The following is a 12,881-nucleotide window of genomic DNA, read 5'->3' on the forward strand; positions in this document are numbered from 1 at the left end:
CCGTACCTCGCGGCGGCGCAAGGGTCACAGGGACCCCTTCAGCCGATCGTTCTTCTCCTCGACCTGCGCTTCGAGGTCGAGCGCGTAGGCCTCGACACGATCGGCGAGGTCATCGTCGGAGGTGCCGAGAATCCGCGCCGCGAGGATGCCCGCGTTGCGCGCTCCCGCTATCGACACCGTCGCGACCGGGATTCCGGCAGGCATCTGCACGATGGAGAGAAGCGAGTCCATCCCGTCGAGGTACGCGAGCGGAACGGGGACTCCGATGACCGGCAACGCGGTCATCGAGGCCAGCATCCCGGGAAGATGAGCGGCCCCGCCGGCACCTGCGATGATCACACGGATGCCGCGACCGCGCGCTTCCCGCGCGTACTGCATGAGCTTGTCGGGGGTGCGGTGCGCCGAGACGACCTCCACCTCGTGCGGGATAGCGAAGTCGCTCAGCGACTGAGAGGCGTCGCTCATCACGCGCCAGTCGGAGTCGGAACCCATGACGACGCCGACGAGGGGCGCGGTGGAGGAGTGCAGTGGCTCAGTCACCCACTCAGGCTACGGTCTGGTGCTGGGAGAAACCCCGAACGGCACACCCCTGACCGCACGCTCAGTCGAAGTGCGCCGCCGCGGCGCGCGCGACGTACACCGCGTCGTCGAGGTCGTCGCCCGTCACATTGACGTGCCCGACCTTGCGACCCGGTCGCGGGCTCTTTCCGTAGGTGTGGATCTTCGCCGACGGATGCTCGGACATGGCTCCGGCGAAACGGTCGCCGAGCGTGCCGGTCTGCGGCCCTCCGAGGATGTTCACCATCACGGACCACGCCGCCTGAGGCGCGGTGTCGCCGAGGGGCAGGTCCGCGACAGCGCGCAGGTGCTGTTCGAACTGCCCGGTCACTGCGCCGTCCTGGCTCCAGTGGCCGCTGTTGTGCGGACGCATGGCGAGTTCGTTCACGAGGATGCGCTCATCGTCGGTCTCGAAGAGCTCGACCGCGAGCATCCCGGTGACCCCGAGTCCTTCCGCGATCGATCGACCGATCTCCTCGGCGACCCGGACGAGGCGCTCGGCCGCATGAGGCGCCGGCGCTATCACCTCTGCGCACACACCCCCGCGCTGCACCGTCTCGACCACCGGGTAGGCGACGATCTGGCCGCCCGGACGACGAGCCACCTGCTGCGCGAGCTCGCGCACGAATCCGACCAGCTCCTCGACCAGCAGCGCCTCGCCGTCGGCGAGCCCGTCGAACCAGTCCTGAGCCTCGCCGGCCTCTCGGACCACGCGGACTCCCTTGCCGTCGTATCCGCCGCGGGGGGTCTTCACGACACCCTGCCCGTCGTGCTCGTCGAGGAATGCCTGCAGCTCGGAGGAGTCGCGCACCGGCGCCCAGTCCGGCTGAGGAACCCCGAGCTCTTCGAGCCTCGCCCTCATCAGGAGCTTGTCCTGGGCGAACTGCAGGGCGTCCGGCCCCGGGTGCACGGCGACCCCGTCGGCAACCAGTGCCCGCAGCACCTCCTGCGGCACGTGCTCGTGGTCGAAGGTGACGACGTCCACGTCGCGGACGAACGCGCGGACGACCTCGAGGTCGTGGTAGTCGCCGACCGCCGTCGCGGCGAGCTGCGCGGACATCCCCTCGTCCTCAGCGAGCACCCTCAGCTCGAGTCCGAGTTCGACCGCCGGAGCGATCATCATCCGAGCCAGCTGGCCTCCACCGATCACACCAACGCGCAGCGCCATGGGCCGCCTCCATTTCGTCCTGACCATTCTCGCGCATCAGCGCGAGCGCCGTTCACGCGTCCCGCCCGACCCGCCGACGCGGTACCGCGCTCAGAATCCGGCAGTGCCGTCGTGACCTGACTGCGCATCGCGGTGCGCCAGAATCTGGCTCACCTCGATCTGATCGGCCAGTGTCTCGTGCACGAGCGTCACGTTCGGGACATTGGGCAGACGCAACGGTGCATCGACCCCATTCGAGAGCGTGATCGTTCCGACGCCCCACATCCGCTGGATCATGCCGCGGCGGACGCCGATCGTGTATCCCCGAGCGTGCGACATCTCCCGCCTGTTGCGGGCGCCGATACCGTGATTGACGATGACCCTCCGCGTGGTGAGAGTAACGGAGCGCGAGTACCAGATGACCCAGGGCACGACGACCAACAGGAGGACGATCGCTCCGGCTGCACTCAGCAGCATCCAGTTCTCGAACGGCGCCGGGAGGTTGTCGTAGAAGAAGGACGTCGCACCGAAGACGGCGATGAGCACGAGCGCCGACCAGAAGAGCCTCCGGGCGTGAGTGCGGAACCGGGCGATGAGCAGCTCTTCCGCGGGCGCACCCGGCGGTGGCATCGTCGGCCTTCCGCCGAGAGTCACGGGCTGAGTCACCCCTCCATTGTGCCCGCAACCGCCGACATCGCCGCTCGCGCGCCGGGCGTGTCAGACTCACGCCGGACGGACGTGCACCACATCTCCGGCAGAGATCGACGTGTCGCCGCCCTCCGCCTGCACGACGAGCCGACCGTCCACGTCGAGTCCGGTGGCTCTTCCGACGAGGACGGAGTCGCCGGGAAGGGAGACCCTGACGTCGAGACCGATCGTGGCGCACCGCTCGCTCGCGGCGGCGTGGAGACCGCTCGAGACGGCGTCGCCCGCTGCCGCGAGCTCGGCGACCAGCTGATCGAGTGCGCGCAGGTAGGTGGCGAGAAGCCTGTCGGCGTCGGCCTCGACGCCGAGGATCGCGAAGGACGTCGCGGTCGGCACCGGAAGCTCCGACCCTGTCATCGCCGTGTTCACACCGGTTCCGACGACGACGGCATCCTGAGTCGCCTGCGCCAGGATTCCGCAGATCTTGCGACCGTCGACCAAGATGTCGTTCGGCCATTTGACCGCCACGTCGTGGTCGGGAAGCTGTTCGGCGATCGCATCCGCCATCGCCACTCCGGCCGCGAGCGGGATCCAGCCTCGCGAATCCGCCGCCGAGGGCAGCCTCCGCAGCAGCACGGAGACGGCGAGCGATGCGCCAGGTGCGGATGTCCAGGAGCGGCCGAGTCTGCCGCGCCCCGCCGTCTGGTTGTCGGTGAGGACAACGGACAGGTGCGGCGTCGACGGCGAATCGCGCGCTCGCTCGCTCAAGATGTCGTTCGTCGAGCCTGCTTCGGTCAGCACCTCGAGACGTGAGGCGACCGCGGCAGTGAGTGGAAGGTCCACGTCAGACCTCCTCTTCGTCGGCCTCTTCGTCGTCATCGTCCTCATCGGTGCGCACTGCCCCGATCTCGTTCGCCTGCCAACGATCCCACTTCTGCATGAGCTGCGCGATCGCGGCGTGGAACTTCTCCGTGGCCACTCCGGGGGTCGTGTCTCCGAAGTAGTGCTGCACCCACATGCGCAGCCTCGCGATGGCGACCTCGTCGGCACGCACGCGTTCCACCTCGGCGACGATGTCACCCGCAGCGCCTGCGTCGAGCCATTCACAGTCCGACAGGTAGCCGTTGGTGTCGATCGATGCCCTCTCGTCGGCCGGCCGTGTGATCATCAGCGGCTTGCCTACTGCGAGGCGGTCGTAGACCATCGCCGAGATGTCGACGATCGCGACATCGGCGGCGGCCAGCTGCCATCCGAGCTCCGCGCCGTCGTCGTAGACGTGCTGTGCGGACGGATCCGCGGCGTTGGCGGCCGCGATGGCGGCGATGATGCGTCGGTGCGCGGCACCGTACGCGTCGTCGATCACGCCGCTTCGCGGGTGCGGGCGGTAGATCACGCGGTGCCTCTCCGAGGCGAGCAGCGTCGTGACGAGGGTCTCGCCGTGGGTGGCGATCGACCCGTAGTGCGCGCTCGGGCGGTCGCCCTCCCACGTCGGGGCGTAGAGCACCACGGTGCGCTCGTCCGGAACGTACGGCAGCGTGCCCGAGTAGTGGTCGGCCTGCGGCCGGCCGATCTCGATCGTCCGTCGATCGATGTCCCAGTCCCAGAGAGTCCGTGACAGGCGGTCACGGGCAGCCTGTCCTGCGACCAGGGCGTAGTCGTACGCCTTGTACTGATTGGTCGTCATGTACATCTTGTCCGACTCGCCGTGATTGATGAACACGTGCCAGCGCCTGCCGTAGCGGAACATCTGGAAGTTGCGGGTGTTCTGATTCACGTAGAGGACGACACGGATGTCCTGCGTGCTGAGGAAGCGTTCGAGATCACGGATCGTCGGGACGAAGGCGACGGGAGGACCGGCCTCGTCGAGCAGCTTGTCGGCGCCCGTCGCCGACCGGGACAGCACGACGACGGGCCAGTGCTTCGACAGCTCCACGAGAGGGCGATACCACTGCCGCATCTGGTACATGTTCACGTCGCCGTCGGCGAAGTACACCGCCACCTGGTAGTGCTCCGGCGGGTGCGGTTCGCGCTCGGCGAGGCGCCGCCGCACTCGCTGCACAGCCTTGCGCGAGGCGAGCGCCCGCTTCAGCAGACGGTAGGCCTTCTTCGCATCGGACACAGCACCCATCCCTCCAGGATACCGAGTGCGGCGGCTCGCCCGGCCTGACGCCTTCCGAGATCACCGGTGCCGGGAATCAGCGAACGCGCGAGAAGCGCATGCCATGATCGTCATGTGCCTGACAACGACATCGCCGCCCCGGAGAACGGAGTGTCTTTCGTCATGCCCGTGCTCAACGAGCGCGCCTATCTGGAGCACGCAGTCGCCTCCGTGCTCCAGCAGGAGCTCACTGTCCCGGCCGAGCTGGTGCTCGCGCTCGGGCCTTCCACCGACGGCACGACGGAGCTCGCTCAGCGCCTGGCCGCCGGGGACGCGCGGATCCGGCTCGTCGACAACCCCGCAGCTCACATCCCGGTCGGATTGAACGCCGCGATCCGGGCCAGCCGCTTCGCGACCATCGTCCGCGTCGACGCCCATTCCGAACTCGCTCCGGGCTATGCGGCCCTCGCCCTCGCGACTCTCGAACGCACGGGTGCCGCGAACGTCGGCGGTGTGATGCGCGCTGACGGACGCACGCCGTTCCAGACCTCCGTCGCGCGCCTCTACAACTCCCCGTCGGCCTCGGCGGGGGGCCTATCACGGCGGCACCCACGAGGGCGAGGCCGAATCCGCCTACCTCGGCGTCATGCGTCGGTCGGTGCTCGACGAGGTCGGGCTCTTCGACGAGTCGATACGTCGCGGAGAGGACTGGGAGCTCAACCTCCGCATCCGCCAGGCAGGACATCTCGTCTGGTTCGATCCCGATCTCTCGGTGACCTACTGGCCTCGCGAGAGCTGGCTGCGCCTCGCCCGTCAGTTCCGGGCCACGGGCGCGTGGCGCGGCGAACTCGTGCGACGATACGGACGCCGCAACGGCATCCGGTACTTCGCTCCCCCGGCACTCGTCGTCCTCGTCGCGGCCGCTCTCCTCACCGGCGTCCTGCAGCTGACCGGCATCCTCTTCGGCGCTCTCTCGCTCGTCGTCGGGGCCGTGGTCTATCTGCCGCTGGTGGCGTATCTGCTGCTCGTGGTGGGCGTCGCCTGCCTTCCCGGCGGTGGCGGGCTGCGCCAGAGACTGTGGACACTGCTGGTTCTGCCCACCATGCACCTCTCCTGGGGCCTCGGCTTCATCGAGGGCGTGCTGCGCGGCGCTCGCGACACGGTCGACGCGTCCCGACTCGGCACCCGCAACACGCCACTCCCCTGACGCGCCGCACCGCCGACCGGCTCAACGGGTGACGTACCCCTGGTCCAGGATCCGCGCGACGACCCGCTCGGCGGAGCGACCGTCATCCCGCGGGTTGAACTGCGCCCGCCAGGCACGATATCGCTCGGCATAGACGTTCCCGTGCTCGCCGTCGGCGAGTGCCGCGACCAGTTCATCCTGCGTGCGGACCAGAGGGCCGGGGGCGCGGGTCTCGAGATCGAAGTAGAACCCACGGAGCTCTCCGCGATAGTGGTCGAGGTCGGGCACGAGGAAGAACATCGGCTTGCCCGTGACACTGAAATCGAACATCACCGAGGAATAGTCGGTGATCAACACGTCGGCGGCGAGCAGAAGCTGCGAGGTCTCGGGGTATCCGGTGACGTCGATCACGCGAGCGCCCGCTCGGTCCCGTCCCGTGTCGATCGTGCGCGAGTGGCCGCGCACGAGCACGACGGAGTCCGTCTGCCTCGCGAGCTCCTCCGCGTCGATGAAGTCGACCATCTCGGGTCGGTCGTCGCGCCAGGTGGGCGCATACAGCAGCACGCGCTCGCCGTCGGCGATGCCCAGGTCCGCGCGGATCGCTGCGGCATCCCCGGTGACCAGAGCGTCGTTCCGCGGATACCCCTCGACCCAGATGGGCCGTCCGAAGAATGCGTATGCCTTGCGGAGAATGCGCTCGGAGTAGGTGTTCTGTGCCAGGAGCACGTCCCAGCGTCGAGACTCCTTGATGACCGCCGCCATCCGTCGAGGAGCGAACCCCGGACGGTGCAGCGCCAGCCGCTTCAGGGGCGTGCCGTGCCAGGTCTGCAGCACCTTCTGGCCGGGCTTGCGGGCGAAGCGACGGCGCAGCCAGTCGTTGACCACGAGCAGGCGGGATGCCGCGCGGGCACGCCACCACTCCGGGCTGCCTTCGACCACCGCGATCGCCCCGTCGGGAACCGCCACCGACAGGTCGACCACACTCCAGTAGCGCGTGACGTCCGGCGCCTGCGCGAACAAGGCGCGGTCGATCGCCTGCGGGTTGCAGCCGACGGCACGTCCGTAGAAGCTCTCGAAGAAGACGGCGTTCTCGGTCGCCCCGGGATGCGCGAGGTAGCGGCCCTCGAGCGTCGCCTGCCCCTCGCTCGTCTCATAGGCGGGATCGATCGGGGCCGCGATGCGCACGGTCGTCCCGTCGACGGCTACGCGCACGCCGGTCAGCACCTCCGCTGCGACGAGGAGATCACCGAGCTCCACGTCTGCAATGTGCAGCTCGTAGTCCCCAGTCGGCAGGGGGAGCTCAGGGCCGCCCCACCGTGCTGCGCGCAGCGGGAACGTCGCCTTCCAGGTCTTGCCTCCGCCGGTGATGCGCGCGCCGACCCGGGCGCGCGGCCCGATCAGCTCGGCGGTGGTGGGGCGCTGGCCGGCGCCTGCGATGACCAGCGTCTCTGCCGCCTCATCGATCCGGGCCGTGGTCATGCTGCTCCCTTCGGCGCGGGGATCCCCCGCGCACGGATTGTCTCGTAGACGCGCCGGGTGTTGCCGCCGTCGCGGAAGGCGTGCATCTCCGCGCTGAGCGTATCCGAACGCTCGGCGCGTGCAGAGAAGAGGTCCTCGTCGTCCAGAAGTGCAGACAGCTGCGGCAAGAGCGAGTCCCAGCCGGTCGCGGCGTCGTCGCCGGCGACGTCCTGGAACCGACCGTAGAAGCCTCTCGTCCGCGCGTAGTCCTCGGCGTCGGGAGCGAGGAACAGCACCGGCATTCTCAAGAGTCCCACGTCGTACGCCATCGAGGAGTAGTCGGTGATGAGCACATCGATCGCCGGCAGCACCGGCGTGACGTCGGTCAGCAGGCCGGAGCCGAGCATCCGCACCCTTCTGCTGGGCAGCGGAGGCGCATACCCGCCCTCTCCGAGCGGGTGGGAGCGAACGAGCAGCACGGCATCCCGCTGCTCGAGCATCTGGATGATCCGCACCCACTGAGTCGCCGACGGGACTGCCGGATCATCGGCTCCGTCGCGCCAGGTCGGGGCGTAGAGGATCGTCCGAGATGCGGTCGGCAATTCGCCGACGACGCGCGCCAGCGCATCGGACGCGGCGGCCCGACGCTCGGTCGGGTCGCCTGCGGACAGCACGTCGACGCGCGGCTCGCCCGTGACGACGACGCGGCCGTCGCCGAGCGCGAAGGCCGACTCGAGCCGACCCCTCGACCGGTGCGATGCGGCCGGGAAGACTCGAATCCGCTGAGCGGCTCGGCGGTACAGGAAGCCGACGAGACGACGCAGCAGCGGCGCACCGGGGACGTCCGGGACCTGCGTGGTCGCGGGTGAGTCCATTCCGATCCGCTTGAGGGGGATGCCGTGCCAGAGCTGCACGACGAAGGCACCGGACACCGCATAGCGGTTGACGTCGCCGAGGCCGTGCGTGACGACGACGACGCGGGCACGCGCCGTCGCCCACCACCCTCGCAGGCTGCCCTTGCGCACCGTGCGGAGGCCGAGCGCCGCGGCATCGTGGTCTTCCCGATCGGAGGACGTGAGCCACACGGTGTCGTGCCCCTCGGCTGCGGCGACACGGTGCAGGGCGAGAGCCCCATCCCCGACGCCTGCACCGCACCCGAACACCCATCGGGCCCCGCGCGGAATCACGAGGGTGCCGGCGCGTCCGGCGAGGTAGAGCGGTATCCGAAGCAGCTTGGCCGCATTGCCGGAGCCGAAGAGAAGGACGCCACCCCGCGAGCCTATCGCGGGGTGGCGTCCTTCTCGGTGAGCACGGTTGCCGGAGTCAGCCGGCGAGGTCGCCCAGGGTCACATCGGCCTCGTATTCCTTGCCGCCACGGATGTACGTGACCTTCGCGTCGCTGCCCCCGGCTGCCGCCCGCACCTGCGCCGTGAGGTCGCTGGCGCTCGTGATGGGCACGCCGTTGAACGCGGTCACGATGTCATCGGCCTTCAGCCCGCCGGCCGCGGCGGCGCCGCCACCGGTGACATCCGCGATGTAGGCACCCGACACGTCGGCATCCTCGACGCTGGCCGCATCCTGCACCGACGCCCCGAGCAGGCCATGGGTGGCTGCGCCGTCGGCGATGATCTCCTCCGACACCCGCTGAGCGATGTTCGCGGGGATGGCGAAGCCGATCCCGATGGATCCCGACTCCTCCGAGCTCCCGGAGCTCGCGATCGCGACGTTGATGCCGATGAGCTCGCCCTTGCTGTTCACGAGCGCGCCGCCGGAGTTGCCGTGGTTGATGGCGGCATCCGTCTGGATCACGGCGATCGAGATCGACTCCGACGTCTGCTGCGAGGTGTTGCCGGGCAGATCGAACTGGAACGGGCCCTCGCCCTCCTCAGGCGTCTGCTGCTCGTTCTGCGGAGCATCTTCCGAGGACGAGTCCGGAAGCGCCGACGACGCGATCTGGATGCTGCGGTTCAGAGCACTGACGATTCCGGTCGTGACCGAGTTCGACAGGCCGAGCGGCGCGCCCAGAGCCACCGCGGTGTCCCCCACGTTGAGCTTGGAGGAGTCTGCGAAGTCGATCGGGGTGAGATCTGTCGCGTCCTCGAGCTTGATGACGGCGAGGTCGTAGATCGGGTCGGTCCCGACGACGGTCGCCGAGAAGATGCGGCCGTCCGACGTGGTGACGCGGATCGTGGGATCGGCGACTGCGCCGCCGAGCGTCACCACGTGAGTGTTCGTGAGCACGTAGCCGTCGTCGCTGATGATGACGCCCGATCCGCTGCCGCCCTGATCGGAGCCGGCCACCTCGATGGTGACGACCGACGGGAGCGCCGCGGTCGCGACGGCCGTCGTCTCGTTGACGGAGCCGGGGTTGTTGACGGTGATGGTCTCGGGACCCTGGGCGACGCCCGTCGAACCCTGGTCGGAGATCCCGTTGAGGATCGCTCCGCCGCCGAAGCCCGCGACACCGCCGACGAGCGCAGCCGCCACGACGATCGCGGCGAACTTCACTCCGGCGCGCGGCTTCTGCTCTTTGACCTTGACGGAGCCGTCGATCGGCTGCCCGGGCTGCGCTCCGGTGTGCAGACCGAACGCCGCACCGGGAGAGGCCGCGGCCGGTCCGCCGACCGGGCCCGATGCGTGGCCAGGGTGGTGTCCCGGCGCTCCGAGGTACTGCTGCGGGACGGTCTGGGCGTCCGGCGCCACCGGGGCGGTCGGCGCCTCGAATGCCGGCGCGGGTGACGATGTGAACGTCGCGGGAACGTGGTGTCCCTGATATGGCCCCGGGGCGGCGACGATGCCGGGGGTCTGAGCGGCGGCATCCGTCGTCGAACGGTCGACGACCTCTGCTGCCTCGGTGGACGGCGCTGCATCATTCGACGCAGGTGCCGTGTGGTCCTGGGTGCTGTCTTCGTTCATGGTGTGTGCTCCTTCAACAACGCCCTCTCAGAGTGACGTCTGTATCTGTGCGTTTCGTATGGCGAAGATGAGTTTCACCTATGGCCTTAGCCTGTTCTTCATGAGTGTCATCCCCGGCGCATGGCGGCGCACGGCAGCGGGAGCCGGTCTGCTCGCACCAGACGGAACCGTCGCGCCCACCATCTTCGCAGAGATGTCCGCTGCTGCGGCCCGAACCGGTGCGATCAATCTCGGCCAGGGCTTCCCCGACGAGGACGGTCCTGCAGAGGTGCTCGACGCTGCCAGGGACGCGATCTCCCGCGGGGTGAATCAGTACCCGCCCGGAAGAGGGAACGCCGACCTGCTCGCCGCGATCAGCGAACACCAGCGGCGCTTCTACGGGCTCGAGGTCGACCCCTCCACAGAGGTGATCGTGACGGCCGGTGCCACCGAGGCGCTGACCGCGACGCTGCTCGCCCTCATCGACGGTCCTGACGACGAGGTCGTCGTCTTCGAGCCGTACTACGACTCCTACGCGGCGGCGGTCGCTCTCGCCGGCGCACGACTGCGCACGGTGCCGTTGCGAGCACCGGACTTCCAGCCCGATCTGGAGCAGCTGGCGGCCGCGGTGTCCGACCGCACGCGCATCATCCTGGTCAATGACCCCCACAACCCCACCGGAGCCGTCTTCGGTCGCGAGGTGCTCTCGGAGGTCGTCCGTCTCGCCGACCTGCACGATGCGATCATCGTCACCGACGAGGTCTACGAGCATCTCGCTTTCCAGATCCCGCACACCCCCGTCGCCACCCTGCCGGGTGCCGCCGAGCGCACGCTCACGATCTCGTCGGCAGGCAAGACGTTCTCCGCGACCGGTTGGAAGATCGGCTGGGTGCACGGCCCCGCCGATCTCATCACCGCTGTGCTGACCGTGAAGCAGTATCTGACATACGTGAACGGCTCGCCGTTCCAGCCGGCGATCGCCGTGGGTCTGCGCCTCGGAGATGCGTTCTTCGCGGATGCCGCGTCGACGCTGGCGCGCAAGCACGAGATACTCGGCGCCGGCCTGCGCGCCGCCGGGTTCACCGTGCATCCGCCCCAGGGCGGCTATTTCACGGTGGCCGACGCGTCAGCGATCGGCGGAGCGGATGCCGCGGAGTTCTGCCGCGCACTTCCCGAACGCGCAGGAGTGGTGGCGATCCCGCTGACCGCCTTCGTGTCGCAGTCGCGCCGATGCGAGTACGCCGGGCTCGTCCGCTTCGCGGCGTGCAAACGCGTCGAGATCCTGGAGGACGCGGCGACGAGGCTCGCGACGAGCTTCTGAACGCTCCCGTTCAGCGCGGACCGACGGCGTAGCGGCGCCCGCGCAGGGACGGGTTCACTGCCCGCACGCGATCGATCGTGCTCCGCTCGACTGTCGCGACCGCGATGCCCTCGGTCGTTCCCACCCCGGCGAGCACGACGCCCTGCGGATCGACGATCTGCGAGTGCCCGACGCCGATCGGGGTCGGGTGGTCGGCGGCGATCACGTACGCGGTGTTCTCGATGGCGCGTGCCGCCAGCAGCGTGGTCCAGTGGTGCTCCTTGAGCGGACCGCGGACCCACTCGGCCGGCACCACCAGGGCGTCGGCGCCGGCATCCATCAGAGTGCGCGACACCTCGGGGAATCGCAGGTCGTAACAGGTCATCAGTCCGAATCGGATGCCCGCGAGCTCGAACGTCGCCGCTCCCCCGACCTCCCCCGCCTCGACCCAGTCGGACTCGGTCTGGCCGAAGGCGTCATACAGGTGCTGCTTGCGATAGGTCGCGAGGATGCCGTCGCCGCGCACCGCGACCACCGTGTTCCTCACATGAGCGGCGTCCGAGGCCAGCTCGGCCAGCCCCGCCACGATCACCACTGCGTAGTCGGAGGCCAGCGCAGTCAGTGTCGACACGAACTCACCATCGAGTGGCTCCGCGTTCTCGGCGAGAGTGGCGTCCATCGGATCCACGAAGTAGCTCGAGTACTCGGGGAACACGACCAGCCTGGCACCGCGTGCGGCGGCCTCCGCCGTCAGCTCCGCGATCCGATCCCGGTTGGCGGCGCGGGAGGCGGTGGGGGCGAACTGACAGACGGCGACGGGCACAGCGACGGGCACGGCGGGGGTCTCTGGCATGCTCCCATCCTCTCGCACACGCGTCCTCGCGGCCTCGATTCGCGCACTCCTGATTCGCGTGTTAGGCTATTGATCGTGCCGCGGGGTGGAGCAGTTCGGTAGCTCGCCGGGCTCATAACCCGGAGGTCGCAGGTTCAAATCCTGTCCCCGCAACGAGAATGCGACACACGAAAGGCCCCTGATCGGGAGATATTCCGATCAGGGGCCTTTCGCATGTGTACCTCACGCCGGCCTCGCAGCCGAGCGACATCGAGATCGCTCGGCTGCGAAGGATCAGCGGTAGCTGAGTGTGAGCTCAGGACCGGTCGGCTCGACGAACTTGACTCGGACGCTGCCCAGCGCCGCCGCGCCGGCCGCGACGTAGCTCATCACGACGCGGTCCCTGTTCGCGGCTCCGCCGTCCGGCAGGATGAGGACGCGCGCGACCGAGAGCGCGTCCACGAAGTCACCCGCCGAGGCGCCCCCGACCCGGCCCTGTTCCCAGGTGCGGAAGACACTCGCCGCGGGTGAGCTGTCGCGCTGCACTCCCTCGGAGATGGTGGTGCGCGCCATCTCGTCGAGGAAGGCGAGATTGTCGAGAACCATATCGACGTCGTTGAGGACGGACTCGTCGAAGCGGTCCGGATAGTCGATCTCGATGCGCACCTGCACATCGTCTCCGTCGAACGGCACCGAGCCGTTCATCGCGCCTCCTCCGGTTCCGCCGTCGAGGGTGATCTGTCCGAGATGACGGCTCTCCAT

The 12,881-nt window shown here is 68.9% G+C and carries 11 protein-coding genes, 1 tRNA gene and 1 pseudogene; 3 read left to right on the plus strand and 10 right to left on the minus strand.

Annotated elements, in window-relative coordinates; translation table 11 throughout:
- Positions 1-24: 24 nt before the first annotated feature.
- From purE to ACZZ93_RS05020, 5 genes are all read right to left on the minus strand, one after another.
- Positions 25-492, minus strand: a complete 468-nt coding sequence (gene purE / locus ACZZ93_RS05000; protein ID WP_053099056.1) for a 5-(carboxyamino)imidazole ribonucleotide mutase — start codon at positions 490-492, stop codon at positions 25-27.
- Positions 493-601: 109 nt separating this feature from the next.
- Positions 602-1,726: a 5-(carboxyamino)imidazole ribonucleotide synthase gene (locus ACZZ93_RS05005; RefSeq protein ID WP_053095616.1), complete on the minus strand. Its 1,125-nt coding sequence runs from the start codon at positions 1,724-1,726 to the stop codon at positions 602-604.
- A 90-nt stretch (positions 1,727-1,816) separates the two neighbouring features.
- The gene (locus ACZZ93_RS05010; protein WP_056278146.1) at positions 1,817-2,371 is read right to left on the minus strand and encodes a PH domain-containing protein; all 555 of its coding nucleotides are present in this window, start codon (positions 2,369-2,371) and stop codon (positions 1,817-1,819) included.
- A gap of 57 nt (positions 2,372-2,428) precedes the next feature.
- Positions 2,429-3,193: a biotin--[acetyl-CoA-carboxylase] ligase gene (locus tag ACZZ93_RS05015; protein ID WP_372984649.1), complete on the minus strand. Its 765-nt coding sequence runs from the start codon at positions 3,191-3,193 to the stop codon at positions 2,429-2,431.
- Between the two features lies 1 nt (position 3,194).
- Positions 3,195-4,478, minus strand: a complete 1,284-nt coding sequence (locus ACZZ93_RS05020; RefSeq protein ID WP_072591026.1) for a CDP-glycerol glycerophosphotransferase family protein — start codon at positions 4,476-4,478, stop codon at positions 3,195-3,197.
- A 153-nt stretch (positions 4,479-4,631) separates the two neighbouring features.
- Here ACZZ93_RS05020 and ACZZ93_RS05025 point away from each other — a divergent pair.
- Positions 4,632-5,655: pseudogene (locus ACZZ93_RS05025) on the plus strand (glycosyltransferase family 2 protein).
- A 21-nt stretch (positions 5,656-5,676) separates the two neighbouring features.
- On the opposite strand, the gene ACZZ93_RS05030 reads toward ACZZ93_RS05025, so the two are convergent.
- The 3 genes from ACZZ93_RS05030 to ACZZ93_RS05040 all read right to left on the minus strand — a co-directional run bounded on the left by ACZZ93_RS05030 (position 5,677) and on the right by ACZZ93_RS05040 (position 10,008).
- The gene (locus ACZZ93_RS05030) at positions 5,677-7,113 is read right to left on the minus strand and encodes a CDP-glycerol glycerophosphotransferase family protein (protein ID WP_230100651.1); all 1,437 of its coding nucleotides are present in this window, start codon (positions 7,111-7,113) and stop codon (positions 5,677-5,679) included.
- The gene (locus ACZZ93_RS05035; protein ID WP_463510590.1) at positions 7,110-8,255 is read right to left on the minus strand and encodes a CDP-glycerol glycerophosphotransferase family protein; all 1,146 of its coding nucleotides are present in this window, start codon (positions 8,253-8,255) and stop codon (positions 7,110-7,112) included. Before ACZZ93_RS05035 ends, ACZZ93_RS05030 begins: the two co-directional genes overlap by 4 nt.
- A gap of 160 nt (positions 8,256-8,415) precedes the next feature.
- Positions 8,416-10,008: a S1C family serine protease gene (locus tag ACZZ93_RS05040; protein WP_463510591.1), complete on the minus strand. Its 1,593-nt coding sequence runs from the start codon at positions 10,006-10,008 to the stop codon at positions 8,416-8,418.
- A gap of 100 nt (positions 10,009-10,108) precedes the next feature.
- On the opposite strand from ACZZ93_RS05040, the gene ACZZ93_RS05045 reads away from it, so the two are divergent.
- Positions 10,109-11,308 (plus strand): aminotransferase class I/II-fold pyridoxal phosphate-dependent enzyme, encoded by a 1,200-nt coding sequence (locus ACZZ93_RS05045; protein ID WP_463510592.1) that lies wholly within the window; start codon positions 10,109-10,111, stop codon positions 11,306-11,308.
- Positions 11,309-11,318: 10 nt separating this feature from the next.
- Here the strand turns inward: ACZZ93_RS05045 and ACZZ93_RS05050 are convergent, their stop codons facing one another.
- Positions 11,319-12,140: a carbon-nitrogen hydrolase family protein gene (locus tag ACZZ93_RS05050; protein WP_463510593.1), complete on the minus strand. Its 822-nt coding sequence runs from the start codon at positions 12,138-12,140 to the stop codon at positions 11,319-11,321.
- A gap of 79 nt (positions 12,141-12,219) precedes the next feature.
- Between ACZZ93_RS05050 and ACZZ93_RS05055 the strand changes: the two genes are divergently transcribed.
- A tRNA-Met gene (locus ACZZ93_RS05055) sits at positions 12,220-12,293 on the plus strand.
- 120 nt (positions 12,294-12,413) lie between these two features.
- On the opposite strand, the gene ACZZ93_RS05060 is transcribed toward ACZZ93_RS05055, so the two are convergent.
- The gene (locus tag ACZZ93_RS05060; protein WP_463510594.1) at positions 12,414-12,881 is read right to left on the minus strand and encodes a hypothetical protein; all 468 of its coding nucleotides are present in this window, start codon (positions 12,879-12,881) and stop codon (positions 12,414-12,416) included.

It is taken from the genome of Microbacterium sp. AC026 (assembly GCF_979258475.1).